The following is a 25,995-nucleotide window of genomic DNA, read 5'->3' as shown; positions in this document are numbered from 1 at the left end:
AAGTGCCGGTCAGAGCCGCACTCCCCGCTCGTCCAGCCACTTCACCGGATCCACCCCGGACCCCAGATCCGGCGTCACCCGCACCTCGAAGTGCAGGTGCGGTCCCGTCGAGTTGCCGGTCGTGCCCGCCTGCCCGAGCCACTGGCCGGGGCTCACCCGTTCCCCCTGGTCGACGGTGACGGCGGCCAGGTGCGCGTACTGCGTGTAGTAGCCGCCCTCGTGCGCCACCACGACCTCGATGCCGAAGCCTCCCCCGCACGACACGGACTCCACCCGGCCCTCGCCGACCGCACGGACCGGCGCCCCGATGCCGACCGCGAAGTCCTGCCCGGTGTGCCGATGCGACCAGCGCGCACCCGCACTGTCGAAGCCCGCCGACAGTTCGTACATCTCCACGGGCGGAACCCACGCGCGCGTGGAGGACGATTCCGGCTGATCCAGGCGTACGGCGCCCCTGCACTGCCCGGCGGCGACCGACCGGTCGGCCTCACCCCCTGCAGCGTCCACTGCGCCGACTCCAGCTTGCTCTCGATCCCGCGCTTCAGCTTCGCGAGGCTCGCGTTGCGCCGGTCCAGTGTGCGTCTGGCCCGGTCCGCCGTGCGCTTGGCGTCCGCGAGCCTGGTGGCGGCCCGCTGGGTCTTGGTGACGGCGTTGGTGACGGCGAGATCCGCCTGCCACAGCAGCCGCTGACCGCGCATCAGCTCTTCGGGGCTGTCGGCGAGCAGGAGTTGGGCGGTCTGGGGGAGGTCACCGCCGCTGCGGTACTGGGCGCTGGCCATCCGGCCGAGGTCTCCGTGCAGCACATCGACCGCGTGCTGTTCCTTCGTGAGGAGCCGGTCCAGTTTCCGGACCTTCTTGTGCTGCGCCTCGGCGGCACGCTGCCCCGCTTCGTAGCGCACGGTCGCCGCGGATGCCTCTTCGTAGAGGCGCGCCACCTCGGCGCTCGTGCCCGGCCCTTCGGAGGCGTCGGCGGGCGTGGGGCACAGGAGCGCGCACAGCAGCACCGACACGGTGAGGAGCGGGTGGTGGGTACCGCGGTGGCTCAAGCGCATGTCAGGGATCGTTGCCCTGCCCCCGTCGCGGGGTCCTGCTCAACTCGTACACCCGGGGCACCCGGTGCCCCGAACGGACCACTGCCGTACGGCCGAACAGGGGCCCGCAGGCGCCCTGTTCGCGGGGCTGTCAGAACGGCGCCTGCCACACCACCGTCGTGCCGCCGCCGTCCTCCCCGATGCCGCTCCCGTACCAACTGTCCCCGCCGAGCGACTCCGCCCGCCTCTTGAGGTTCTTCAGGCCGCTGCGCCGGCCGCCCTGCGCGATGCCCACCCCGTCGTCCGACACCGTCAGGCGTACGCCCTGCTGCCCGTCGGGGAGGGTCACCGTCCCGTCGACGACGACATCGATGCGGTCGGCGCCCGCGTGCCGGAACGCGTTGGACAGCGCCTCGCGCAGCGCCGCGATGAGGTTCTTGCCGGTGAGCTCGCCGACCACCGTGTCGACGGGTCCCACGAAGTGGTGCGAGGGCTTGAAGCCGAGCGGCACCGCGGCCATGTTGATCTCGCGCAGGACACGCGTACGCAGCCCGGAGGGAGCCTCGGCCGGACCCTGCTGCAAGGCGAAGATCGCCGTACGGATCTCCTGGATCGTCACGTCGAGCTCGTCGACGGCCTTGCCCACGCCCGTCTGCACCTCGGGCACGACGGACCTGCGCTGGGCGCTCTCCAGCATCATCCCGGTGGCGAACAGGCGCTGGATGACCAGGTCGTGCAGGTCCCGCGCGATCCGGTCGCGGTCCTCGTACACCGCGAGCCGTTCGCGGTCGCGCTGTGCCTCGGCCATCATCAGCGCGAGCGCGGCCTGCGAGGCGAACTGGGTGGCGAGGGTCCGCTCGGTCTCGCTGAACTGCCGCGCGCCACGCGCGCGTGGCGTGACGAGCGTCCCCATGACGCGGCCGTCGCTCTGGAGCGGCAGCATCATGACGGGGCCGTAGTCGCGGGCGAATTCGGTCATGACGCGCGGATCCGTGGCCGCGTCGTCGAGGAACACGGAGTCCCCGGCGAGCAGATCGGTGATGATCCGGGACTCCGGGGGAACGACCACGCCGAGCATCCCGGAGGGTTCGTCCGAGGAGACGGCGACGATCTCCATGCCGCCCTCGTCGTCGGGCAGGAGCACGATCCCGGCGGCCGAATCGGCGAGATGGCGGGCCTGTTCGGCGACGACGGCGAGCGCCTCCTCCGCGTCGCTGCCCGAGAGCAGCGCCGTGGTGACCGCCACGGAGCCGTCGATCCAGCGTTCGCGCTGCATGGCGGCTTCATAGAGGCGGGCGTTGCCGATGGCGATGCCCGCCTCCGTCGCGAGCACGCGGACCATGTGCACGTCGTACTCGTTGAAGTCGTCGCCGCCCCGCTTCTCCGTCAGATAGAGGTTGCCGAAGATCTCGCCCTGGACGCGGATGGGGACGCCGAGGAAGGTCCGCATCGGCGGGTGATGGGCGGGGAAACCGCACGAGCGCGGGTCGGTGGACAGGTCCGCGAGGCGCAGGGTCTCCGGCTGGTGGATGAGCGCGCCGAGCAGCCCCTTGTGTCCGTCGGGCAGACGCCCGATCCGCTCGGCGGTCTGTTCGTCGATGCCGAAGTAGACGAAGTCGGAGAGGCCCTTGCCGTCTTCGGAGACGACGCCGATCGCCGCGTAGTGGGCGTCCGCGAGCTCGGCGGCCGTCTCGCAGATGCGGTCCAGCGTGGTGTGCAGTTCGAGCCCTGCGCCGACGGAGCGCATCGCTTCGAGCAGCTGTGGCACGCGCGCGGTCAGCTCGGGGGAGAGCCCCTGGAGGCCGCGGGTCGCCTGCTTCGCCGCCTCGATCGGGTCCGATGTGCCGTCGGGTTGCGGAGAGGCGGCGGAGGCCGAGGGGGCTGACATGCCTTTGAGAGTAGTTAGTCCTATTTGGCGAGGAAAGTCGGGGCCGATGCCCGGCCGCCCCGCGACCCCGCACGCCTACCTAGTGGCCGCTACCCAGCGGCCACTACCCGGTGGCCGTCACCAGCAGGTCCGCGGCCCGCTCCCGCTCCAGCATGCGCCGCAGCGGCCCCTCCTCCAGCACGAGGTCCGCGTAGGCACCGCGCTGCACCACGTGACCCGCGTCCAGGACGATCACTTCGTCCACCGCGTCGAGCCCGGCGAGCCGGTGCGTGATGAGCAGGGTCGTACGCCCCGCGGTGGCGGCGAGGAGATCTTCGGTGAGGGCGTCGGCGGTCGGCAGGTCGAGGTGTTCGGCCGGCTCGTCCAGGACGAGGACGGGGAAGTCGGCCAGCAGCGCGCGGGCCAGCGCGATGCGCTGCCGCTGGCCGCCGGAGAGACGGGCCCCGTGCTCGCCGACCAGGGTGTCGAGCCCGTCGGGCAGCGAGTCCGTCCACTCCCTCAGCCGGGCCCGCGCGAGGGCGCCGCGCAGTTCGTCGTCGCTTGCGCCCTTGCGCGCGATGAGCAGGTTCTCGCGTACGGAGCTGTCGAAGATGTGCGCGTCCTGCGCGCAGAGCCCGACGAGTTCACGCACGGTGTCGCCGTCCAGCGTGGCCGCGTCCGTGCCGCCCAGGCTGTACGTTCCCTCGCTCGTCCCCAGGAAGCGCAGCAGCACCTGGGCGAGCGTCGTCTTGCCGGAACCCGATGGGCCGACCACCGCGATGCGCCGTCCGCGCTCCAGCGTCAGGCCGACGCCGGCGAGCGCGTCCCGGTCCTGCCCCTCGTACCGGGCGTGCAGACCCTCGACACGGAGCGGGAAGGGCGTCTGCGGGCGCTGTGCGGGGACGGCGGGCTCGGGTACCGGCTCCGGGGCGTCGAGGACCTCGTAGACGCGCTCGGCGCTCTTCCTGACCCGCTGGCGGTACTGCACGGCGAGCGGAAGACCCAGGACCGCCTCGAAGGCGGCGAGCGGGGTCAGGACGACGACGGCGAGCGCGACGCCGCTGAGCCGCCCGTCGTGCACCGCCGGTACGCCGACGAGAGCGGCGGCGGCCACGGTGAGACCGGTGGCGAGCGCGCCGAGCCCGTCGCCGAGCGCGGTGGCCGTGGCGGTGCGCGACGCGATCCGGGTCAGCTCGGCGTCGGCTTCCTTCGCCTTGGCCGTACGCCGGTCCAGCGCGCCGGCGACCGTCAACTCGGCGGTGCCGGTGAGGAGATCGGCCACGCGGGTCGCGAGCACCCCGCGCGCGGGGGCCAGCTTCCGCTCGGCGCGGCGGGCGACGGCTCCGGAGAGCAGCGGTACGCCCACTCCGGCGATGAGCAGACCGACGGCGAGCGCCGCGCCCGCCTCGGGCAGCAGCCAGGCGGTGAAGCCCACGGCTCCGGCGCCCACGGCTGCGGCGGCCGACGCGGGCAGGAGCCAGCGCAGCCAGTAGTCCTGCAGGGCGTCCACGTCGGCGACAAGGCGGGAGAGCAGGTCGCCGCGGCGGGTCTTCCCCAGCCCGGCCGGGGCGAGGCGCTCCAGGCGCCGGTAGACGGCCACGCGGGTGTCGGCCAGCATCCGCAGGACGGCTTCGTGCGAGACGAGGCGCTCCGCGTAGCGGAAGACGGCGCGGCCCATGCCGAAGGCGCGGGTCGCCGTCACGGCGATCATCAGGTACATCACCGGAGGCTGCTCGGACGCCCGGCTGATCAGCCACCCGGAGGTGGCCATCAGCCCCACGGAGCTGCCGATGGCGAGGGACCCAAGCAGGAGAGCGAGAGCGAGCTTGCCCTTGCGCTGCTGGGCCATTCCCCGCAGCCGGGCAAAGACCCCGCCCTTCGGGTGGTTCCTCTCCCACCCGCCCACCGGAGCACCCGGAACCACGGCGTCGCGGAAGACTTCGTCCGCCGCTCCGAACCGCTCGTCCGTCGCCCCGAGGAGTTCGTCCGCCACCCCGAAGGGTTCATCCGCCGCCCCGGAGGGAGCCGGGACGCTCCCCGCCCCGGAAGGAGCCTGAACGCTCCCGTCGCGCGCAAGCTCTGCGGACACCGGAACCGACAGGCCAGGCCCCGGCTGCAGGCCGCCCACGGCATCCAGCCGGTGGCACGGCTGACCGCCCACGGCATCCAGCCGCACGACCCGATCCGCAACCCCCAACAACGCGGGCCGGTGCACGACCAGCAGCACGGTCCGCCCCACGGCCAGCCGCCGAACCGCCTCGACGACCCCCGCCTCGGTCTCCCCGTCCAGAGCCGCGGTCGGCTCGTCAAGGAGGACCACGGGCCGGTCGGCCAGAAACGCCCGAGCCAGCGCGAGCCGCTGCCGCTGCCCGGCGGAGAGCCCGGCCCCGTCCTCGCCGAGCAGCGTCTCCACACCACCCGGCAGCGCGGAGACGAACTCCCAGGCGCCCGCCGCCCTCAACGCGTCCCGCACGGAGGCGTCGTCCGCGTCCGGCCGCGCGAGCCGTACGTTCTCCGCGATGGAACCCGCGTACAGGTGCGGCCGCTGCGGAACCCAGGCGATCCGCTCGCGCCACCGCTCCGGCGCGACCTCGGCCAGGTCGACGCCCCCGACGCACACCCGGCCCTCGGCAGGCTCGACGAACCCGAGGATCACGTCCAGGAGCGTCGACTTGCCCACCCCGCTGGGCCCGACCAACGCCACGGTCTCACCGGACTCCACCGCGAACGACACCTCGGAGACCGCGTCCGACGCGCGCCCCGGATACCGGACCGTCACGCCCTCCACGCTCAACGTCCCCGAAGGCGCCGCCGCCTCCCCGGCGGCCCGCACCGGAGCCTCGAGGACCTCGAAGATCTCCTCGGCGGCGGAGAGCCCCTCCGCCGCCGCGTGGTACTGCGCACCGACCTGACGCAGCGGCAGATAGGCCTCGGGCGCGAGGATCAGGATCACCAGACCCACGTACAGATCCATGTCGCCGTGGACGAGCCGCATCCCGATCGTCACCGCGACCAGCGCCACGGACAGCGTCGCGAGGAGTTCGAGCGCGAACGACGACAGGAAGGCGATGCGCAACGTACGCATCGTCGCCTGCCGGTACTCGCCCGTGATCTGCCGGATCGACTCGGCCTGCGCCTTGGCGCGCCCGAACACCTTCAGGGTCGGCAGCCCCGCCACCACGTCCAGGAAGTGCCCCGACAGGCGGGAGAGAAGCCGCCACTGACGGTCCATCCGGTTCTGGGTCGCCATGCCGATCAGGATCATGAAGACCGGGATCAGCGGCAGCGTCACGACGATGATCGCCGCCGACACCCAGTCCTCGGTGACGATCCGCGCGAGCACCGCCACCGGCACCACGACCGCGAGCCCCAACTGCGGCAGATAGCGCGAGAAGTAGTCGTCGAGCGCGTCCACGCCCCGCGTGGCCAGCGAGACCAGCGAACCCGTCCGCTGGCCGGTCAACCAGCCCGGCCCCAACTGCCCCGCACGGTCGAGAAGCCGCCCCCGCAGCTCCGACTTCACCGCCGCGCTCGCCCGGTGTGCGGCGAGCTCGGTCAGCCAGGCGACCAGGGCTCTCCCCGCCGCGACCACCGCGAGCAGGACGAACGGCGTCCCCAAGTCACCGAGGGCGAGCCCCTTCTGGAAGGCCCCGACCACGATCTCGGCGATGAGCATCGCCTGGGCCACGACAAGGCCCGCCCCGGCGACGCCGAGAACCACCACCGCGATCAGGAAGAACCGAGTGGCACGGGCGTACCGGAGCAGACGCGGGTCGATTGGTTTCACGTGAAACACACCCTCCGAGGGACCGGAAGAAGACTCGGGGACCTACCAACAGGAGCGGACGAACTCAGTGCGCTGAATCCGCAATGTGCTGCGTCCCGATCCGCTTGCGGAACACCCAGTAGGTCCACGACTGGTAGAGCAGCACGATCGGCGTCGCGATGCCCGCACACCAGGTCATGATCTTCAGGGTGTAGGGACTCGACGAGGCGTTGGTGACCGTGAGGTTCCACTCCTCGTTCAGCGACGACGGCATGACGTTCGGGAAGAGCGTCAGGAAGAGCATCGCGACGGCGGCCGCGATCGTGATGCCCGAGAGGGCGAACGACCAGCCCTCGCGCCCCACCTTGATCGCCCCGATGGCACCGACCAGCGCGACCACGGCCACGATCATCGCGACCAGGCTCTTGCCGTCGCCGTTGTCCGCCTGCGTCCAGATCAGGAACCCGAGCGCCAGGACAGCGGTCACCAGACCGAGCCCGAGCGCCAGCTTCCGCGCCCGCACCCGGATGTCCCCCACCGTCTTGAGCGAGGCGAACACCGCGCCGTGGAAGGTGAACAACGTCAGGGTGACCAGGCCGCCCAGGATCGCGTACGGGTTGAGCAGGTCCCAGAAGTCGCCCACGAACTCCTTGTGGGCGTCGATCTTCACGCCGCGCACGATGTTGGCGAAGGCCACGCCCCACATCACCGCCGGGATCAGCGAGGTCCAGAAGATGGCCTGCTCCCAGTTGCGCTGCCACTTCTCCTCAGGCCGCTTCGCCCGGTACTCGAAGGCGACACCACGCACGATCAGGCAGAGCAGGATGATCAGAAGCGGCAGATAGAAGCCGGAGAAGAGCGTCGCGTACCACTCGGGGAAGGCAGCGAAGGTCGCGCCGCCCGCCGTGAGCAGCCACACCTCGTTGCCGTCCCAGACGGGACCGATGGTGTTGATGAGGACCCGCTTCTCGACCCGGTCACGGGCGAGCAGCTTGGTGAGGATGCCGATCCCGAAGTCGAAGCCCTCCAGGAAGAAGTAGCCGATCCACAGGACGGCGATCAGCACGAACCAGACGTCGTGAAGTTCCATATCGATCAACTCCCTCAGTACGAGAAGGCCATGGGCCGGTCGGCGTCTTCGTCACTGTCCGAGCCCGATCCCGCTCCCGGACCGCCGATCTTGGTGGGCGGGTTGAGGTCGGCCTCGGTGAGCTCGGGCGGCCCCTGCTTGATGTACTTGAGCAGCAGCTTCACCTCGATCACGGCGAGGATGGCGTAGATCGCGGTGAACACGACCAGTGAGGTGATCACCTCACCCTGCGAAACCCCCGGCGAGACCGCGTCCCTCGTCTTCAGGACGCCGTAGACCACCCAGGGCTGACGCCCGGTCTCGGTGAAGATCCAGCCCCAGGCGGTGCCGATGAGAGGGAAGATCAGCGTCCACTGGGAGAGCCGCCACCACCAGTTGCCGAGCTTCGGCGTCAGCTCCTTGTTCTTGGTGAACATGAGCTTCGGCACGTCGTCCTCGCCCGTGCGGTGCTCCGGCGCGAGCCAGAACTTCTTCCGCGTGAGCCAGAGTCCGGCGGTGCACAGGGCCATCGAGACCCCGCCGAAGCCGATCATCCAGCGGTAGGACCAGTAGGCGGTGGGGATGTTGGGCCGGTAGTCGCCGGGCCCGAACTTCTCCTGCGCCTCCTTGTTGAGGTCGTTGATGCCGGGGATCTCTGCGCTGAAGTTGTTCTTGGCGAGGAAGGACAGTATTCCGGGGATCTCGATGGCCACGTCGTTGTGCCCCTTGGACACATCTCCGTACGCGAAGAGCGAGAACGGCGCGGGCTTCTCCGACTCCCACAGGGCCTCGGCGGCCGACATCTTCATCGGCTGCTGCTCGTACATGACCTTGCCGAGGGTGTCGGCGCTGACCACGGTGAGCAGGGTGCCGACGAACGCGGTGACGAGGCCGAGCCGCATCGACATCCGCATGGTGCGGATGTGCTGCTTCTTGCGCAGGTGGAAGATCGCGATGCCGGTCATGAAGGCGCCGCCGACCAGGACGGCCGCCGAGATGACATGGGCGAAGTTGACGAGCGTCGTCTCCTGGAAGAGCACCTTCGAGAAGTCGGTGAGCTCCGCGCGCTTGGTGCCGTCCCGCTCCACGATCTTGTAGCCGACCGGGTGCTGCATAAAGGCGTTGGCCGCGATGATGAAGTACGCCGACGCGATCGTTCCGGCGGAGACGATCCAGATCGTGGCGCAGTGCAGCTTCTTCGGGAGCTTGTCCCAGCCGAAGATCCACAGGCCGATGAAGGTCGACTCGAAGAAGAACGCGATGAGCGCCTCGAAGGCGAGTGGCGCCCCGAAGATGTCACCGACGAAGCGCGAGTAGTCGGACCAGTTCATGCCGAACTGGAACTCCTGGACGATGCCGGTGACGACACCCATCGCGATGTTGATCAGGAACAGCTTTCCCCAGAACTTGGTCGCCCTGAGGTAGTGCTCCTTGCCCGTGCGTACCCAAGCGGTCTCCAGGATCGCCGTGAGGGCGGCCAGCGAGATCGTCAGAGGGACGAACAGGAAGTGGTAGACGGTGGTGATGCCGAACTGCCATCGCGCCAAGGTCTCAGGCGCTAGAGCCAGATCCACGTCGACTTCTCCTTACGGCCGTGATCACATCGGCAGTTTGCCCCTTTAATCCCACTTACCTTGGGACCAATCGGGACACGCTTGTGAACGCGTTCACATTCACAAGCATTATGTCGTACCGGTTCCGGACGTTGACAGGGGGTCCCCCTTACTGAAGGGAACGTCACACGGACACAGCGAAGGGGCCGAGGACAGCGTCCCCGGCCCCTCGTCACACCGCCGCCCCCCGGCTACAGCTCCTTGCGGAACGCCTCCGCCGCCTGCAGGAAGATGTCGTTGGCCTCGGTCTCACCGATCGTGGCCCGCATCCCCTCGCCCGCGAACGGCCGCACGACCACGCCGGCCTTCTCGCACGCCGCCGCGAAGTCGGCCGTACGCTCCCCGAGCCGCAGCCACACGAAGTTCGCCTGCGTCTCCGGCACCGTCCAGCCCTGCCCGCGCAGCGTCTCGACCACCCGCGTGCGCTCGGCGACCAACGAGCCGACGCGGCCCATCAGTTCGTCCTCGGCCCGCAGCGACGCCACCGCCGCGTCCTGCGCGAGCTGGCTCACCCCGAAGGGCACCGCCGTCTTGCGCAGGGCGGCCGCCACCGGCTCATGGGCGATCGCGAAGCCGACGCGCAGACCCGCGAGGCCGTACGCCTTGGAGAACGTGCGCAGCACGGCGACATTGGGACGGTCGCGGTAGAGCTCGACGCCGTCCGGCACCTCGGCGTCACGGATGAACTCGCGGTAGGCCTCGTCGAGGACGACGAGGACATCGCTCGGCACCCGGTCGAGGAATCGTTCCAGCTCGGCCCTGCGCACCACCGTGCCGGTCGGGTTGTTCGGGTTGCAGACGAAGATCAGCCGCGTCCGGTCCGTGATGGCGTCGGCCATCGCGTCCAGGTCGTGCACGTCCCCTGGCGTCAGCGGCACCTTCACCGATGTGGCACCGCTCACCTGCGTGATGATCGGGTACGCCTCGAAGGACCGCCAGGCGTAGATGACCTCGTCACCAGGGCCCGACGTGGCCTGGAGCAGCTGCTGCGCGACACCGACGGAACCGGTGCCCGTCGCCACGTGCGACACCGGCACCCCGAAGCGGTCGGCGAGCTCGCTCATCAGGCCGGTGCATGCCATGTCCGGGTAGCGGTTGAACGTACCCGCGGCGGCGAGCGCGCTCTCCATGACGCCCGGCAGCGGCGGGTAGGGGTTCTCGTTCGAGGACAGTTTGTAGGCCACCGGGCCGGCGGCCGCGGCGGGCTTCCCCGGCTTGTAGGTGGGGATACCCTCCAGCTCGGCACGCAGCCTCGGGCTCGTCTCGCTCACCGCAGTCCTCCTCTTGAACACCTGCAACACCTGAACACCCTGACTTCAATGCTCCTCACCTTATGAGGATTCAGCGCCGCTGCGAATGGGTCAGAGGTATCCCGCTCCCGCCGGGCCGGGGGTATCCCGCTCCCGCCGGCCCCCGGCAGACGCCCGACAGACCCCCGGCAGGCGCGCGAGGAGGGGGGAGCGCTCCCCGCCCTGGCGCGCGCCGGTGGCTCACTCCGTGGCGCGCATCACCCGTGAAGGTGAGTTGAGACCTCTTCGAGACATCGCTCATTTGGCAGGCCCGTGCGCGACGACAAGGGACCGTCCACCCCTATACCCGCCAACTCCCTTGCAATCCAAGGTCGTTGACCGGTTTTGGCCATGCAGAAACGTGCCTGTCAACGAGTGAATATGCGTCCGCACTACCCACCCCCATGAGCCCTACTATCGGCTCGCCATGACAGCAGCAGGGAACCACCAGGTGAGCCGAGCGGAGACCGCCCGCCGGGGCAACCGGCAGAGCCGAGCGGGCATCAGAGACGTCGCCGCCGCCGCCGGTGTCTCCATCACGACTGTCTCCGACGCTCTTAACGGCAAGGGCCGGCTCCCGGACGCCACCCGACGCCATGTCCGCGAGGTCGCAGAACGGCTGGGCTATCGCCCCTCCGCAGCGGCCCGAACGCTCCGTACCGGCAAGTCGGGCCTGATCGGCCTGACCGTGACGACGTACGGGGATGAACCTTTCACCTTCACCGAATTCGCGTACTTCGCGGAGATGGCCAGAGCCGCGACCTCGGCCGCGCTGGCCCGCGGCTACGCCCTCGTCATCCTGCCCGCCACCTCCCGGCGCAGCCCGGTCGACGTGTGGTCGAACGTCGCGCTCGACGGCACCGTCGTCGTCGATCCGTCCGACCACGACCCCGTCGTCAGCGAACTGGTGCGCCAGGGCCTGCCCGTGGTGTCCGACGGCCGTCCTGCCGGGTCGCTGCCGGTCACCGCCTGGGTCGACAACGACCACGAGGCGGCGGTCCTGGAGATCCTCGACCACCTCGCGGCGGCCGGAGCCCGCCGGATCGGGCTGCTCACCGGGACCACCACGGACACGTACACCCACCTGTCCACGACCGCCTACCTGCGCTGGTGCGAGCGCGTCGGCCAGGACCCCGTCTATGAGTCCTACCCGGCCCACGACCCGTGTGCCGGCGCGGTCGCGGCCGACCGGCTGCTCGCCAGACCGGACCGGCCCGATGCCGTGTACGGCCTCTTCGACCCGAACGGCACCGATCTCCTCGCGGCCGCCCGCCGGTACGGACTGCGCGTCCCGGACGACCTGCTGCTCGTGTGCTGCAGCGAGTCCACCGTCTACGCCACCACCGAGCCGCCCATCACCACGCTCTCGCTCAAACCGCGGCGCATCGGCACGGCCGTCGTCCAGCTCCTGATCGACGCCATCGAAGGCCTGGACTCGGGCCGGCCCGTCGAGCAGGTGATACCGACGGAGCTGATCGTGCGCACCTCGTCCCAGCGACGTCCACCGCGTACGACGGTCAGCCCACCCCGCTCACCCGAGCCCGGTTGAGCGGGCCGCTCGGCGGGGAGAACCCCCGTCAACCGGCACTGCCCGGAACGGCCCGGCCGTGATCTGTGGGGAAACCCCTACCCAATTCGGGAGAAAACCTCGGTGAACTGGGGTTCAGCACTGATTCACCACCCCTGGTGCACCACACAGCGCGAGCCGCATTCCTATGATGGGCGGACGACACCGCGGGCCGCTGCGACCAGGCAGTCCGATCTCGGTGCAATGCGGCGCAATGGTGGTGGAGGGGTCGATGACTCAGGGGGCCGGTCAGGGACCCGATGTGCGGACGGCGACGTTGCGCGACTTCCGCGTTCCGGCGTACGTCCATGAGACCGGTCCGGTCCAGGGTGACCCGGCGGGCGTGGCGGCTCCGGGCGCCCCAGGGGTGATCCCCGGGGAGCCAGGGGTGATCCCCGGGGAGCTGGACGAGGGCTACACCCCCACCCAGCGCGACCTGCCCATCATCAACCGCGGCGACACCGTGCAAGTGGAGGTGCAGGTCATGCCCGAGCCTCCGCAGGCACCGGCGTCCGAAGAGCACGGCCCGCTGTTCGTCGTGGGCGATGTGCACGGCTATCTGGACGAGCTGCTCGGGGCGCTCCAGGAGCAGGGCCTCATCGACGCCGAAGGCGACTGGTCCGCGGGCAACGCGCGCCTGTGGTTCCTCGGCGACTTCACCGACCGCGGCCCGGACGGCATCGGCGTCATCGACCTCGTGATGCGCCTGTCCGCGCAGGCGGCGGCCGCGGGCGGCTACTGCAAGGCCCTGATGGGCAACCACGAGCTGCTCCTGCTCGGCGCGAAGCGGTTCGGCGACACCCCGGTCAACTCGGGCGCGGGCACGGCCACGTTCCAGGCCGCCTGGCTCCTGAACGGCGGCCAGAAGACCGACATGGAGCGCCTGGAGGACCACCATCTGCAGTGGATGGCCCGCCTCGACGCGATCGAGTCGGAGGACGGGCATCTCCTGATGCACTCGGACACGACCGCCTATCTGGATTACGGCGACTCGATCGAAGCCGTGAACGACACGGTCCGCGAGACCCTCACGCGCAACGACGCGGACGAGTGCTGGGACCTCTTCCGGAAGTTCACCAAGCGCTTCGCGTTCCGCGACGAGTCGGGCCCGGCTGCCGTACGCGAACTCCTCGACATGTACGGCGGCCACCGCATCGTGCATGGCCACAGCCCCATCCCGTATCTGCTCGGCGATGTCGGCTCCGAGGATGACTCGGACGGAGGCGGACCCGTCATCGAGGGACCGCACATCTACGCAGGCGGACTGGCCATCGCCATGGACGGCGGCGTGACCATGGCCGGAAAACTGCTGGTCTGCCAACTGCCCCTGGATAACTGAGCGTTCCTGGGGCAGGTGCACCCCTACACGATCACGCTGGCCAAGGGGCCTTTTTCTGGAAACCCCCTGTCACCGCGTGCCGTCACGGCTCTACCATCGGCTTATCCGTAGCAGGCTCCCCTCCGTTTCTGCCCGACGGCTCGTAGCCATGCGAGCCCCAAGCCCTACGGAGCATCGGGGGATGCACATGAACAGCGCTCCACACCTGCTCAATGAGGACCGCCCCGAGTACGAGCGGATCCTCGATGAGGCGCTGCGCACCGCACCGAATCGTCCTGATCTCGCCGCAGTGGGCGAACGGCTCAATCCCGAACAGCTGCGCACCATGGCACTGAACGCCACTGCGCTGATCACTGCCGCCGCCACGACCGAGTACACGCACTATGTGAAGGTCCGCGAAGAACTGCGCGAAAGCGGATCTGCCGCACCATCGATCCGGGAGCGGAGTCCCGAGGGTCCGGCGGAAGCCGGCTCCGGCGGCCTCGGTCTCGCCACCACGATGGGGGAGGTCACCGCCCAGGCTTCTGGGGCCGGGGCCATCGCCGTCGTCGCGGTGCTCGCACCCGTCCTCGCCGGGGCGGCCGCCGCGATCTTCCTGCTCGTCGGCTACATCCTGAAGATGCTCAACCCCGAGCCCGCCTTCGCGGACACCCTGCTCACCGCGGGATGGCTGTTCGGCGCGCTCACCGCAGGGGGCATCCTGATCGCCGCGATCGGCCTGCTCCTGACGGCCCTGCGCAACGGCTCCACCTCGCTCCTCGCCGGTTCGTACGGCGATCAGAACGAGGAGGTGGTCCGCGCCAGGGAAGCCTGGGGCGAGGCACTCCTGGAGCGCGGCCTCCTTCCGTTCCTGCGGGAGGCGCTCGCGGATCCAGGGACGGCACACGCGGCGCGTACGCCGTCGGCGGACCCGAGCAGCCGCATGCCTCAACTCGGCTATCACAGGCCGGGATTCAGCAGCCCGGAAGGCGGCCCGGCGGCGGGACCGCGCCCGAGCTTCTCAAGCCCGGACTTCTCGAGCCCGGACTTCGGCGGTCCCGACCACAAGCCGGAGTAGCGGGCACGGAACGGCGCGGCGCGGCTTCGGGCGGACGGCGGCGACCGCCCGCCCGAAGAGCCATGCCGTAACGCTGCCCCGCGCCGGAACGCCGGTCAGTCGGCGATGGGCAGGTACACGCGGTTTCCGGCTGCCGCGAACTCCTTGGACTTCTGGTCCATGCCCGCCTCGATCTCGTCCTGCGTGCCGCCGTGCTCACGCCGGATGTCGTGCGAGATCTTCATGGAGCAGAACTTCGGCCCGCACATCGAGCAGAAGTGCGCCGTCTTCGCGGGCTCCGCCGGCAGGGTCTCGTCGTGGAACTCCCGTGCCGTGACCGGGTCGAGGGCCAGGTTGAACTGGTCCTCCCAGCGGAACTCGAAGCGTGCGTCCGAGAGCGCGTCGTCCCAGTCCTGCGCGCCCGGGTGCCCCTTGGCGAGGTCCGCCGCGTGGGCCGCGATCTTGTACGTGATGACGCCGGTCTTCACGTCGTCGCGGTTGGGCAGGCCCAGGTGCTCCTTGGGCGTGACGTAGCAGAGCATCGCCGTGCCCCACCAGCCGATCATCGCGGCGCCGATGCCGGAGGTGATGTGGTCGTACGCGGGCGCGATGTCCGTGGTCAGCGGGCCGAGCGTGTAGAACGGCGCCTCCTCGCAGATCTCCTGCTGAAGGTCGATGTTCTCCTTGATCTTGTGCATCGGGACGTGTCCCGGGCCCTCGATCATGGTCTGTACGTTGTGCCGCTTGGCGATGGTGTTGAGCTCGCCCAGGGTGCGCAACTCGGCGAACTGCGCCTCGTCGTTGGCGTCCGCGATCGAACCGGGGCGCAGACCGTCGCCGAGCGAGTACGTCACGTCGTACGACGCGAGGATCTCGCAGAGCTCCTCGAAGTTCTCGTAGAGGAAGCTCTCCTTGTGGTGCGCCAGACACCAGGCCGCCATGATCGAGCCGCCGCGCGAGACGATGCCGGTCTTGCGGTTGGCGGTCAGCGGGACGTACGGAAGGCGCACGCCCGCGTGCACCGTCATGTAGTCCACGCCCTGCTCGGCCTGCTCGATGACCGTGTCCTTGTAGATCTCCCAGGTCAGCGCCTCGGCCTGGCCGTCGACCTTCTCCAAGGCCTGGTAGAGCGGCACGGTCCCGATGGGGACGGGGGAGTTGCGCAGGACCCACTCGCGGGTGGTGTGGATGTTGCGCCCGGTGGACAGGTCCATGACCGTGTCGGCGCCCCACTTGGTCGCCCAGGTCATCTTGTCCACCTCCTCCTCGATGGAGGAGGTGACCGCGGAGTTCCCGATGTTGGCGTTGACCTTCACCAGGAACTTCTTGCCGATGATCATCGGCTCGATCTCCGGGTGGTTGACGTTGGCGGGGATGACCGCGCGGCCCGCGGCGACCTCCGCGCGCACGACCTCGGGGTCGAGGTTCTCGCGGATCCCGATGAACTCCATCTCGGGGGTGATCTCGCCGCGGCGGGCGTACGCGAGCTGCGTCACCGCCTGGCCACCGCGGCCCCGGCGCGGCTGGCGCGGGCGGCCGGGGAAGACCGCGTCGAGGTTCTTCAGGCCTCCGCGCGGCGAGGTGTGCTTGATGCCGTCGTCCTCGGGGCGGGGCGGGCGGCCCACGTACTCCTCGGTGTCGCCGCGGGCGATGATCCAGTTCTCGCGCAGCGGCGCGAGGCCCCTGCGGACGTCGGTGTCGATGGACTCGTCGGTGTACGGCCCCGAAGTGTCGTACAGGGTCACGGCCTTGCCGTTGGTGAGGTGCACCTGGCGGACCGGCACCCGCAGGTCGGGGCGCGAGCCCTCGACATACGCCTTGTGCCAGCCGATGGACTTCCCGGCCTCGTCGCTCTGGTTCTGCGTCGAGGCAGGCGTGCGTGCGTCCGATGTGGTCATGAGACCTACTCCCTACGCCGGCATTACCCGGTAACAGGTTCGGCGGTCGACGCAGCGAATTCCGTACGGCTTGTGCACTTTTCGTGCCGCTTCGTACGGAGGTCAGCGCCCTCTCAGCCCGGTGCTCCGAGCTCCCGCGATTGCAAAGGTGGCTCCACGCTAGCGTCATATCGGGCGCGCTGAACAGAGGGCCCCCTCCGTTCTTGCGATGATCGGGCAGTGACCACCACTGAGCCGCCGTCCCAGCCGCCCGTCCCGAACGCGCCTCCGGAGCCGCATGGGCACTCCCACAGCCACGGCCCGGCCGCGCCCGTCTCCAAGCATCTGCGCAAGGTCATCGCCGCCGTGCTGATCCCGTTCGCCACGGCGGTCCTCGTGGGGCTCGCGGTGTTCTGGCCCGGTGGCGCACCCTCCCATGAGCGCACGGGCGTCGGCTTCGACCGGCAGACGCAGTCGGCGGACGTGGCGAAGGTGCAGAAGCTCCCCTGCAGGGACGTGAACGCCTCGCAGACACCGCCCAACGGCGACACCTCCACCGCGGAGGGGCAGACCGCCGAGGACCGCGCGAAGGGCGTCTGCAAGAAGGCGACGATCGAGGTGACCAGCGGCAAGGACAAGGGCCGCACCTTCACCGAGATCGTCCAGCCGGACTCACCGCGGCAGTTGCGCGAGGGCCAGCAGGTGGTGGTCGCCTATGAGCCCACGGCCCCCGAGGCGCTGCAGTACTCGGTCACCGACGTGAACCGGAAGTTCCCCATGGCGCTGCTCGCCGGGATCTTCGCGCTCGCCGTCGTCGTGGTGGGGCGACTGCGCGGCCTCATGGCCCTGATCGCCCTGGCGTTGAGCTTCCTCGTCCTGACGTTCTTCATCCTGCCCGCGATCCTGCAGGGCTCGAATCCGCTGGTCGTGGCGGTCATCGGGGCCAGCGCCATCATGCTGATCGCGCTCTATCTGTGCCACGGCCTCACGGCGCGTACGTCGGTCGCCGTCCTGGGCACGCTGATCTCACTGCTCCTCATCGGGCTGCTCGGCTCGCTCTTCATCGGCTGGGCCTCGCTGACCGGCAACACGGACGACAACACCGGCCTGATCCACGGGCTCTACCCCGGCATCGACATGAGCGGCCTGCTGCTGGCCGGCGTCATCATCGGCTCGCTCGGTGTGCTCGACGACGTGACGGTGACCCAGACGTCCGCCGTCTGGGAACTGCACCAGGCCAACCCCACGATGGGCTGGCGCGGTCTGTACGGCGCGGCCATCCGCATCGGCCGCGACCACATCGCCTCGGTCGTCAACACCCTGGTCCTGGCCTACGCGGGCGCGGCGCTGCCCCTGCTCCTGCTCTTCTCGATCGCACAGAGCAGCGTGGGCACGGTGGCCAACAGCGAGCTGGTGGCAGAGGAGATCGTGCGCACCCTCGTCGGCTCGATCGGCCTGGTCGCCTCGGTGCCGGTGACGACCGCGCTCGCGGCCCTGGTGGTCTCGGCCGACCGGTCGACCCCCGCGGGTCCCGGCGCGAGTGCGGGTGCAGGCGCGGGTACGGGTGCTGGCGCCGGTGCTCGTGTCGGCGCCGGTGTTGGTGCCACCCCGGTCGCCAAGCAGACCCGTGGCGGAACCCGTGGCGGAAAGGGCCGACGCCGCAAGGCCTGAGCCGCTGCCCCCGCAAGGCCTGAGCCGCCGATGCCGCGAAATGCACCAATCTGCCGTACGGCTTCGCTCAGCGGCTCACGAGAGGTCAACCCGCGCTCTGCTCCTCGGCGAGGATCCGGTCGAGCGCTTCGTCCAGGTGCGTCTCGAGGTCGGCGAGCGCCCGCTCCTGCCCCAGTGGAACCAGCTTGTCCGTACGGTCCAGGAAGGCGAGCAGCGGCGGGATCCCCACCCGGAACAGCGCCTGGTCGCCACCGACCTGAAGCCTGATGAGCGCCTCGTCGAGCAGTTCGGGATCGGTGGGCGCGATGTGCACATCCCCGTCGCCGCACGCGCCGCCCACCCCGTCGACCAGCAACTCACGGCCGAATGCCCAGGTCACGGGGGCGTCCCCGGGGAGGTGGAAGGTCAGCCGGACGGCGTAGGGATCGCCGCTCTCATAACGCAGCTCCACCGGGATGCGAAACGACAGCTCCTCGGAAACGAGGAAGCTCATCATGACCTCTGCCTGGACCGACTCGCGCATCGCCCGCCTACCCCGTCGCTAAAGCTCGACTGGCCAGGAACCAACTCCCTGACACTCATGGCATCTTGCTTAACGTACACATCAGATCACAAGGAGTGAGTTTTCAGATGCTGATAGAGAAGGCAAGTGTCCCCAGAAGCCTTCCGAGTTCATTCTGCAACCGTTCAGCTGCAGGCAGTAGCCGATCTGCTTGATAGGCGGGCACGGAAATCGCCATCGTGGCCGCCGTGTTGCCCGCGGTGATCGGAATCGCGGCGCAGACCGTTCCCAACGCGTACTCCTGCCGCTCCACCACGGGCTTCATCCGGCCCATCCCGTCCAGGCGGCGCATGAAACTCCGGTCGTCACGGACCGAGTACCGAGTGATCGACTGCACCGGATAGCGGGAGAGATGGTCCTGGCGCTGTTCGTCGTCGAGTTGGGCGAGCAGACACTGCCCGATCGCATGGGCGTGTCCCGTCTCGCGGAAGTCGGCCCACTCCTCGACCGCCGGATTCCCGGGCGTGTCCGCGACGGCCACGACCTCGATCTCGCCCTCGCGGTAGACGGCGAAGTACACCGGCACCCCGATGGCATCACGCCAGTGCTCCAGGGCCTCACCGATCATGCCGCGACGATTCTGCTCCGCCCCGCTCGCGCTCAGCCGCTCAGCCGCCTCGCCGAGCACGAACACACCCTTGTCCCGGCGCAGATAGCCCTCGTGTGTCAGCGTGCGCAGCAGGTGATACGCCGTGGGCAGGGCGAGCCCGGCCTCCCGGGCCAACTGCTTGGCGGGCGCGCCCTCCTGATGTGCGGAGGCGGCTTCCAGCAACCGCATCGCCCGCTGCACCGAACCAATGAGAGTCGGCGCGGCGGCAGTTGACGCCGTGACGGTGGGTGATGCCCCGAACGAGGGGTCGTTGGACGAGACGTCGGCAGGTGTGGCGTCAACCGTGGCCAAGGTTCACTCCCGAAACGCGTGGGGGTTCCGCCCGTGCCCGGGATACACGGGTGGGAACGCGGGGCGAGCCCCGCGCGCGGGGCTCGCCCCGCGTCGGTTTTCGGACTCTAACCGTTGGCCGACGGGCTAAGGCGCCGCACCAGGAAACTTCCCCCACCCGAGCGAACTGTTGCGAGAAGTCACCAATCGCTGCGCGAAGAGGTGGAGCCGGATATGAACTTCCGTACGACGTAGATGAGTCCACCCACCAGAGCGACGAAAATCAGTGCCTTGAACAACAGGCCGACCACGAATCCCACGACGCTCGCTATCAAACCGCCGAACACGACCAGGGCGATGACCGGCACCGCGATCCACTTCACCCACCACGGCAATCCCGAGAAGATCTCCTGCGCTGCCATCGTCCTTACCTCTCTCCGCATCCGTCCTACTTCTTGCATTCGATGCTAGGGCGGCGGAGGGCCCGACGGGGGCCTCGCATCCCTTGTCCTCCCCTGATCCGCCCCCTAGGGAACCCCGAGGTCGCAGCCCTGAGAAGTCAGCCCTCCGGCGTAGCGGCCTCAGCCCTCCGGCGGGGAGAAGACGACGAGCACGCGCAGGTCCTCGCTGATGTGGTGGAACTTGTGGGCGACCCCGGCCGGCACGTACACGACACTGCCGCGCGCGACTTGGGTGGTCTCCATCCCGACCGTGATCGACGCCCGGCCGCTGACGATCATGTACACCTCGTCCTGCTGATGCGGCTGCTGCGGGTCCGACTCCCCGGCATCGAGCGCGTACAGCCCGACCGACATGTTCCGCTCGCGCAGAAACTGCAGATACGCGCCGTCGTTCGCGGCGCGCTCCGTCTCCAGTTCATCCAGCCGGAATGCCTTCATCGTCCTCGTACGCCCCTTGCCCCAGGTCGCGAGCCGACCGCTCTGGCCGTCCGTCTGCAACGATCAGACACATGAAGAATTTCGTAGTCAAGACGATCGCCAACGCGGCGGCCCTGGCCGTCGCCGTGTGGCTCCTCGACAAGATCACCCTGACCGGCGACAGCACGGGCAAGAAGACGCTCACGCTGATCGTCGTCGCACTGCTCTTCGGCTTGGTGAACTTCCTGGTCAAGCCGATCGTGAAGGTGCTCACCTTCCCGCTGTTCATCCTGACGCTCGGCCTGATCACGCTCGTGGTCAACGCCCTGATGCTGCTGCTGACCTCGTGGCTGGCCGACAAGTTCGACCTGAGTTTCCACGTCGAGGGGTTCTGGACCGCCGTCCTGGGCGGCCTGATCATCTCGATCGTGTCCTGGGCACTGAACGTCGTCCTGCCCGACGACAAGGACTGAGACAAGGACTGAGCTCGCCCCATGACCTTCTCCGTGTGCTTCGTCTGCACCGGCAACATCTGCCGGTCCCCCATGGCCGAGTCCGTCTTCCGCGCGCGGGTCGACGAGGCCGGACTCGGTGGCCTGGTCGTGGTGGACAGTGCGGGCACCGACGGCTGGCACGAGGGGGACGGCGCCGATCCGCGCACCGTCTCCGTCCTGGCGGCGGCCGGCTATGAGAGCGACCACGTGGCGCGCCGCTTCCAGGCCTCCTGGTTCTCCCGGCTCGACCTGGTGATCGCCCTGGACTCCGGACACCACCGGGCCCTGCTTCGCCTCGCGCCCACACCGGCCGACGCGGACAAGGTGCGGCTGCTGCGCTCGTACGACCCGGTGGCCGCCGGCCTGAGCGACCTGGACGTCCCCGATCCGTACTACGGGGACGACGACGGGTTCGAGGCGTGCCTGAGAATGGTGGAGGCGGCGAGCGACGGCTTGCTCGACGCCGTACGCGAAGCAAGGGAAGGGCGGGCGGCATGACGGACTCCGCAGCGATATCCGCGGGTAACGGCGCAGGCACCGGCGCGGGAGCGGGCACCGGGATGGGCGACGGCACGAAAGCGGTGCGGGCCGGCCTCCCCGAGCCCGTGAAGCACGAGCCGACCCTCCCGGGCCCGGTGTTCGCCGCCCACTTCCACCTGCCGGGCGATCCGACCGGGCCGTACACCTACGGACGCGACGACAACCCGACCTGGACCCTTCTCGAGCAGGCCATCGGCGAGCTCGAGGCGCCGGTCGAGGCCCCGGGTGAGGCCCCGGGTAAGGGGAGTGACGGGGCCGTCGGCACCGACGTCGAGACCCTGGTCTTCGCCTCCGGGATGGCCGCCATCTCCGCGGTGCTCTTCTCGCAGCTGCGCGCCGGTGACGCCGTGGTCCTGCCGGACGACGGCTATCAGGCGCTGCCCCTGGTCAGGGAGCAGCTCACCGCGTACGGCATCGAGGTGCGCACCGCCCCGACCGGCGGCGACGCCCAGCTCGACGTCCTGGACGGCGCCAAGCTGCTGTGGATCGAGACCCCGTCGAACCCGGGCCTCGACGTGTGCGACGTGCGGCGCCTCGCCGACGCGGCACACGCGCGTGGAGCCCTGGTGGCGGTCGACAACACGCTGGCCACGCCGCTCGGCCAGCGCCCCCTCGAACTCGGCGCGGACTTCTCCGTGGCCAGCGGCACCAAGATGCTCACCGGCCACGGCGACATCCTCCTCGGGTACGTCGCCTGCCGTGATGCCGAGTTGACCGCTGCCGTGCGGCGCTGGCGCAAGATCGTCGGGGCCATCCCGGGTCCGATGGAGGCCTGGCTGGCGCATCGCTCGCTCGCCACGCTCCAGCTGCGCGCCGACCGCCAGAACGCCAACGCCCTGGCCCTTGCCGAGGCGCTGCGCGGCCGCGACGAAGTGACCGGGCTCCGTTACCCGGGGCTGCCGGATGACCCCTCGTACAAGATCGCCTCGCAGCAGATGCGGCGCTTCGGGTGCGTGGTCTCCTTCACTCTGCCCTCACGCGAGCGTGCCGACCGGTTCCTCGACGCACTGCGTCTCGTGGACGACGCGACGAGCTTCGGCGGCGTGCGTTCCACCGCGGAGCGACGTGGGCGCTGGGGCGGGGACGCCGTCGCGGAGGGCTTCATCCGCCTCTCCGCCGGGTCCGAGGACCCCGATGACCTGGTCGCGGACGTGCTGCGCGCGCTGGACGAGTCCGCGGGCTGACGGTCCCCGAGTGCGCGTGGGCCGCTCCCGGCTAGTGCCGGGCCACGCACAACTAGTACCGGGCTACGCACAACGAACGGTCCGAGCCTCCCCCCTCGTGGCTCGGACCGTTCCGGTTCTGCGCGCGAAGAACCGCGCGCACAAGGCTAGTTGACTCTGTGTCAGTGTCCAATCACAGTAGCGACAGAGACCTATCGACATATTTATAGTTGGGCGCGGCCCGAGGGCCGGGAGGGGAGGGCATCGCCGTGGATCTGGCCCTGCTGCGCACGTTTGTGACCGTGCACCGGGCCGGCTCCTTCACGCGCGCGGCCGCCCTGCTCGGCCTCTCGCAGCCCGCCGTGACGTCGCAGATACGCACCCTTGAGCGGCAGCTGGGCCGCCCCCTGTTCCTGCGTCAGGCGCGCGGCGTGACCCCCACGACCATCGGTGACGAGCTCGCCCACAAGGCCGCGCCGCATCTCGACGCCCTGGTGGAGATCGCCGAGACGGGCCTCGAAGAGGACTCCTCGGTACGCACCCTCCACCTCGCGGGGCCTTTGGAGTTCACCGCGGCCCGCGCGTTACCCGCTCTCACCACGCTGACCGGGCAGGACGGGCAGGGCTTCGCGCTGCGTGCCTCGTTCGGCAACGCGGAGGAGGTCGTAGAAGGGCTCTCCGCCGGGCACCACGACCTGGCCATCACCACGGCCCGGCCGCGCGGCCCGCTGGTCACCGCGACGCCTCTGTGCGACGAGGAGCACGTCCTGGTCGCGGGCCCGTCCCTGGCCGCCCGCATCGGCCCCGGCAAGCTGCGCCGCAAGGGCGCCTCCGCGCTCGAGAACCTGCCGGTGGTGGAGGTGCACGAGTCTCTGCCGCTGGTCGCCCGTTACTGGGCCGCCGTCTTCGACACCCGTCCGGCCGCATCGGGCGCCGTCATTGTGCCGGACCTCCGGGCGGTGCTCGCCTGCGTCGCCACCGGGGCCGGGCTCGCCGTGCTGCCGCGCTATCTCTGTGCGCCCGCTCTGAAGAGTGGCGAGGTCGTGGCCCTGCTGGATCCTGCGGTGCCCCCGCTGCGTACGTATTTCCTCGCCGTACGCACCGGCACGCTCGCGATGCCGCACATCGCGCGGGCGCACGAGTGGCTGCTGCGTGCTGCCGTCGACTGGGCTTGAGCGGGACTCCGACTGGTTCACGATGTTTCACGTGGAACAGTCCGGGCCACATTCCTCCCATGACCGTCCGACCCGTGGTCAAGCGCACCGCACGCGCCATCCTGCTCGATGGCGACGACCTGATCCTGATCAAGCGGACCAAGCCCGGCGTCGATCCCTACTGGCTCACCCCCGGTGGCGGCGTGGAGCCGGAGGACGCGACCGTCGTCGACGCGCTCCATCGTGAGGTGCACGAGGAGCTCGGCGCCAAGATCTCCGACGTCGTACCCTGCTTCGTGGACACCGTCGAGCACATCGGCGAAGACGGCGGCGCGACCGGCGTCAAAGTCCAGCACTTCTTCGTCTGCCGCCTTGGGTCCATGGACCTCTCACTGCGGCACGGCCCCGAGATGGAGGAGCCGTGCGGCGAGTACGAGATCGTCCACGTGCCCTTCACCCGGGTCGGGATCGCCTCGGTCCATCTCGTTCCGCTGTCGCTGCGGCACTATCTGGACGGCAACATCGAGGGCGTACGCGCGATGCACGCCCCTGATCTGGGCTAATCGCCCGCGGCGACCAGTTCTTCCACGGAGTCGTGGCGGATCCGGCCGGCCGGGATGCCGACGTCCCGCAGCGCGTCCACGCCGCTGCGGATCATGCCGGGAGGGCCCGAGAGGTAGGCGTCGTACTCGTTCCAGGGGCCGTACTCGCGCACGGCGTCCGGGAACTGGGCGTGATCATCGACGACCGGGCGGACCGAGAGCCACGGGTGGGTCTGCTGGAGGCGCAGCATCGTGTCGATGTCGTACAGGTCGTGATCGGTACGGGCGCCGTAGAAGACCTCGACCGGGCGCCGTTCGCCGTGCTCGGCGACGTCCTCGACGAGCGCCTTGATGGGCGCGATACCGGTGCCGCCGCCCAGACAGAGCAAGCCGCTGTCGGTGGTGTGGTCGACGGTCATCGAGCCTGCGGGCGCGCCAAGACGCAGGACGTCACCCGGCCGCGCATGGTGCACCAGTGCGTTGGAGACCCAGCCCGCGGGGACGGCCTTCACATGGAACGAGAGCAGCCCGTCGGAGCGCGGCGCCGACGCGAACGAGTAGTGCCGCCAGATCCGCGGCCACCAGGGCGTCTCCAGGCTCGTGTACTGGCCTGCGAGGAAGGGATAGGGCTGGTCGGGGCGGACGGTGACGACAGCGATGTCAGGCGTCCTGAGGTCGTGCGAGACGACCTCGGCGAACCACCAGGCGGGGGCACGCAATTCATCCGCGGCGGCCGCGTCGATCATGATCTGGGAGATCGTCGTGTACGTCCGGACCCAGGCGGCCTCGGTCTCCTCGTCCCAGACCGCGCTCGCGTACCGGCTGAGCGAGCCGATCAGACACTCGCCGACGGCCGGGTAGTGCTCGGGCCGGGTGCCGTACTTGCGGTGTCCACGGCCCAGGTTCTTCAGGTACGCGGTGAGTACGTCGGTGTTGTCGATGTGCTCCGCCGCGGTCAGCAGCGCCTTGAGCAGCCGGTCGCGCTGGGTGTCCATCGCGGCGGGGAACAGGGGGCGCAGGTCGGGGTGGCGGGTGAAGAGCAGCGCGTAGAAGTACGAGGTCACCTTGTCGGCGACGGGGCCTATTTCGGCCATCGTGCGCTGGACGCGGATCGCGTCGGGGGAGCCCTGGGGAGCGGGCTTCGGTTCGGGCCGCGCCTGTGCGTGTGCCTGCGTCTGCGTCTGCGTCTGCGTCTGCGTCTGCGTCTGCGGGGCAGCTTGGCGATGCGGGCTGCCCGGCTGTCCCTGAGGAGGCTGCTGACGTGGTTCCGGTACGCGCTCGGGGCGCGGCTCGGGATGTGATGCCGGGGCGTGGTGGGGAGCGCTCTGCGCCGCGGCCGGAGCGGACGCCGGTTCTGGCGTGTCCCGGGCTGGCGGTATTCGCTCGTCGGCAGTGCGCTCGGATTCAGGCGCGGGCCCGGCCTCCGGAGCGGACGTGGACGCAGCCGTGCCGGTCCTGCCCAGCGGGCGTATGGCGGACACACGGCGGCCCTCTGCCGCCTCGGGCTCACCACCCTCGGGCTGTGTCGGCTCGCCGCCCTCCGACGGCTTCGGCGCCTTGCGTGGGGTGAACCATCCGCCTCCACCGCCGCTGTCGCCGGAAGTGCCGTTGCCCGCCGACGTGGTGGTCGGAGCGTCCATGCTGTGCCTCGCCTCGA

At 69.8% G+C, this 25,995-nt stretch carries 20 protein-coding genes and 1 pseudogene; 9 read left to right on the top strand and 12 right to left on the bottom strand.

Features of this window, described 5'->3' with window-relative positions; genetic code table 11:
- Positions 1-9 precede the first annotated feature (9 nt).
- From AC07AG_RS24810 to hisC, 6 genes and pseudogenes are all read right to left on the bottom strand, one after another.
- Positions 10-1,052: pseudogene (locus tag AC07AG_RS24810) on the bottom strand (M23 family metallopeptidase).
- Between the two features lie 130 nt (positions 1,053-1,182).
- A complete protein-coding gene (locus AC07AG_RS24805; protein WP_478757732.1) occupies positions 1,183-2,919 on the bottom strand; it encodes a GAF domain-containing sensor histidine kinase in 1,737 nt (578 codons plus the stop codon).
- Positions 2,920-3,022: 103 nt separating this feature from the next.
- Entirely contained in the window at positions 3,023-6,685 is a 3,663-nt protein-coding gene (gene cydD, locus AC07AG_RS24800) for a thiol reductant ABC exporter subunit CydD (protein WP_478757730.1), read from the bottom strand.
- A gap of 64 nt (positions 6,686-6,749) precedes the next feature.
- Entirely contained in the window at positions 6,750-7,754 is a 1,005-nt protein-coding gene (gene cydB / locus AC07AG_RS24795; protein ID WP_478757728.1) for a cytochrome d ubiquinol oxidase subunit II, read from the bottom strand.
- A gap of 14 nt (positions 7,755-7,768) precedes the next feature.
- On the bottom strand, positions 7,769-9,307 hold the full coding sequence (locus AC07AG_RS24790; RefSeq protein ID WP_478757727.1) for a cytochrome ubiquinol oxidase subunit I: 1,539 nt from the start codon (positions 9,305-9,307) through the stop codon (positions 7,769-7,771).
- A 230-nt stretch (positions 9,308-9,537) separates the two neighbouring features.
- Positions 9,538-10,617 (bottom strand): histidinol-phosphate transaminase, encoded by a 1,080-nt coding sequence (gene hisC, locus AC07AG_RS24785; RefSeq protein ID WP_478757725.1) that lies wholly within the window; start codon positions 10,615-10,617, stop codon positions 9,538-9,540.
- Positions 10,618-11,062: 445 nt separating this feature from the next.
- Here hisC and AC07AG_RS24780 point away from each other — a divergent pair, with 445 nt between their 5' ends.
- From AC07AG_RS24780 to AC07AG_RS24770, 3 genes are all read left to right on the top strand, one after another.
- Positions 11,063-12,184 (top strand): LacI family DNA-binding transcriptional regulator, encoded by a 1,122-nt coding sequence (locus AC07AG_RS24780; protein ID WP_478757723.1) that lies wholly within the window; start codon positions 11,063-11,065, stop codon positions 12,182-12,184.
- Positions 12,185-12,434: 250 nt separating this feature from the next.
- Positions 12,435-13,541 carry a metallophosphoesterase gene (locus AC07AG_RS24775; RefSeq protein ID WP_478757721.1) on the top strand — a complete coding sequence of 369 codons (1,107 nt, stop codon included), beginning with the start codon at positions 12,435-12,437 and terminating at the stop codon, positions 13,539-13,541.
- A 181-nt stretch (positions 13,542-13,722) separates the two neighbouring features.
- Complete coding sequence (locus AC07AG_RS24770; RefSeq protein ID WP_478757720.1) at positions 13,723-14,598, top strand: hypothetical protein; 876 nt, start codon at positions 13,723-13,725, stop codon at positions 14,596-14,598.
- Between the two features lie 95 nt (positions 14,599-14,693).
- On the opposite strand, the gene thiC is transcribed toward AC07AG_RS24770, so the two are convergent.
- The gene (gene thiC, locus AC07AG_RS24765) at positions 14,694-16,475 is read right to left on the bottom strand and encodes a phosphomethylpyrimidine synthase ThiC (RefSeq protein WP_478757718.1); all 1,782 of its coding nucleotides are present in this window, start codon (positions 16,473-16,475) and stop codon (positions 14,694-14,696) included.
- Between the two features lie 219 nt (positions 16,476-16,694).
- Between thiC and AC07AG_RS24760 the strand changes: the two genes are divergently transcribed.
- Positions 16,695-18,125: a YibE/F family protein gene (locus tag AC07AG_RS24760; RefSeq protein ID WP_478757717.1), complete on the top strand. Its 1,431-nt coding sequence runs from the start codon at positions 16,695-16,697 to the stop codon at positions 18,123-18,125.
- A gap of 85 nt (positions 18,126-18,210) precedes the next feature.
- Here AC07AG_RS24760 and AC07AG_RS24755 read toward each other — a convergent pair whose 3' ends face one another.
- From AC07AG_RS24755 to AC07AG_RS24740, 4 genes are all read right to left on the bottom strand, one after another.
- Positions 18,211-18,648: an SsgA family sporulation/cell division regulator gene (locus AC07AG_RS24755; RefSeq protein ID WP_249588933.1), complete on the bottom strand. Its 438-nt coding sequence runs from the start codon at positions 18,646-18,648 to the stop codon at positions 18,211-18,213.
- Positions 18,649-18,751: 103 nt separating this feature from the next.
- Complete coding sequence (locus AC07AG_RS24750) at positions 18,752-19,477, bottom strand: IclR family transcriptional regulator (protein WP_478757923.1); 726 nt, start codon at positions 19,475-19,477, stop codon at positions 18,752-18,754.
- Positions 19,478-19,767: 290 nt separating this feature from the next.
- Positions 19,768-19,989, bottom strand: a complete 222-nt coding sequence (locus AC07AG_RS24745) for a DUF5326 family protein (protein WP_249588932.1) — start codon at positions 19,987-19,989, stop codon at positions 19,768-19,770.
- Between the two features lie 159 nt (positions 19,990-20,148).
- Positions 20,149-20,466: a cupin domain-containing protein gene (locus AC07AG_RS24740; RefSeq protein ID WP_160506069.1), complete on the bottom strand. Its 318-nt coding sequence runs from the start codon at positions 20,464-20,466 to the stop codon at positions 20,149-20,151.
- Positions 20,467-20,537: 71 nt separating this feature from the next.
- Between AC07AG_RS24740 and AC07AG_RS24735 the strand changes: the two genes are divergently transcribed.
- The 5 genes from AC07AG_RS24735 to AC07AG_RS24715 all read left to right on the top strand — a co-directional run bounded on the left by AC07AG_RS24735 (position 20,538) and on the right by AC07AG_RS24715 (position 24,359).
- Complete coding sequence (locus tag AC07AG_RS24735) at positions 20,538-20,918, top strand: phage holin family protein (protein ID WP_478757714.1); 381 nt, start codon at positions 20,538-20,540, stop codon at positions 20,916-20,918.
- Between the two features lie 21 nt (positions 20,919-20,939).
- Entirely contained in the window at positions 20,940-21,437 is a 498-nt protein-coding gene (locus AC07AG_RS24730) for a low molecular weight protein-tyrosine-phosphatase (protein ID WP_478757712.1), read from the top strand.
- Complete coding sequence (locus tag AC07AG_RS24725; RefSeq protein WP_478757710.1) at positions 21,434-22,663, top strand: cystathionine gamma-lyase; 1,230 nt, start codon at positions 21,434-21,436, stop codon at positions 22,661-22,663. Before AC07AG_RS24730 ends, AC07AG_RS24725 begins: the two co-directional genes overlap by 4 nt.
- A 248-nt stretch (positions 22,664-22,911) precedes the next feature.
- Positions 22,912-23,817 carry a LysR family transcriptional regulator gene (locus AC07AG_RS24720; RefSeq protein WP_478757708.1) on the top strand — a complete coding sequence of 302 codons (906 nt, stop codon included), beginning with the start codon at positions 22,912-22,914 and terminating at the stop codon, positions 23,815-23,817.
- A 59-nt stretch (positions 23,818-23,876) separates the two neighbouring features.
- Entirely contained in the window at positions 23,877-24,359 is a 483-nt protein-coding gene (locus AC07AG_RS24715; protein WP_478757706.1) for an NUDIX domain-containing protein, read from the top strand.
- Here the strand turns inward: AC07AG_RS24715 and AC07AG_RS24710 are convergent.
- Positions 24,356-25,978, bottom strand: a complete 1,623-nt coding sequence (locus AC07AG_RS24710) for a globin domain-containing protein (RefSeq protein WP_478757704.1) — start codon at positions 25,976-25,978, stop codon at positions 24,356-24,358. The genes AC07AG_RS24715 and AC07AG_RS24710 overlap by 4 nt on opposite strands.
- Positions 25,979-25,995: the final 17 nt, after the last annotated feature.

This window comes from Streptomyces sp. NPDC044044 (assembly GCF_056434405.1).
The sequence above is the reverse complement of the archived record's forward strand: the minus strand, read 5'-3'. Positions and strand labels throughout refer to the sequence as shown.

Excerpts from the sequence above, each read along its gene's own strand:
- AC07AG_RS24740 (WP_160506069.1), bottom strand. The coding sequence starts at position 20,466 with ATGAAGGCATTCCGGCTGGATGAACTGGAGACGGAGCGCGCCGCGAAC.
- AC07AG_RS24745 (WP_249588932.1), bottom strand. The coding sequence starts at position 19,989 with ATGGCAGCGCAGGAGATCTTCTCGGGATTGCCGTGGTGGGTGAAGTGG.
- AC07AG_RS24805 (WP_478757732.1), bottom strand. The coding sequence starts at position 2,919 with ATGTCAGCCCCCTCGGCCTCCGCCGCCTCTCCGCAACCCGACGGCACA.
- AC07AG_RS24735 (WP_478757714.1), top strand. The coding sequence starts at position 20,538 with ATGAAGAATTTCGTAGTCAAGACGATCGCCAACGCGGCGGCCCTGGCC.
- AC07AG_RS24715 (WP_478757706.1), top strand. The coding sequence starts at position 23,877 with ATGACCGTCCGACCCGTGGTCAAGCGCACCGCACGCGCCATCCTGCTC.
- AC07AG_RS24730 (WP_478757712.1), top strand. The coding sequence starts at position 20,940 with ATGACCTTCTCCGTGTGCTTCGTCTGCACCGGCAACATCTGCCGGTCC.
- AC07AG_RS24710 (WP_478757704.1), bottom strand. The coding sequence starts at position 25,978 with ATGGACGCTCCGACCACCACGTCGGCGGGCAACGGCACTTCCGGCGAC.
- AC07AG_RS24755 (WP_249588933.1), bottom strand. The coding sequence starts at position 18,648 with ATGCGCGAGTCGGTCCAGGCAGAGGTCATGATGAGCTTCCTCGTTTCC.
- AC07AG_RS24725 (WP_478757710.1), top strand. The coding sequence starts at position 21,434 with ATGACGGACTCCGCAGCGATATCCGCGGGTAACGGCGCAGGCACCGGC.
- AC07AG_RS24770 (WP_478757720.1), top strand. The coding sequence starts at position 13,723 with ATGCACATGAACAGCGCTCCACACCTGCTCAATGAGGACCGCCCCGAG.
- thiC (WP_478757718.1), bottom strand. The coding sequence starts at position 16,475 with ATGACCACATCGGACGCACGCACGCCTGCCTCGACGCAGAACCAGAGC.
- cydB (WP_478757728.1), bottom strand. The coding sequence starts at position 7,754 with ATGGAACTTCACGACGTCTGGTTCGTGCTGATCGCCGTCCTGTGGATC.
- AC07AG_RS24775 (WP_478757721.1), top strand. The coding sequence starts at position 12,435 with ATGACTCAGGGGGCCGGTCAGGGACCCGATGTGCGGACGGCGACGTTG.
- AC07AG_RS24780 (WP_478757723.1), top strand. The coding sequence starts at position 11,063 with ATGACAGCAGCAGGGAACCACCAGGTGAGCCGAGCGGAGACCGCCCGC.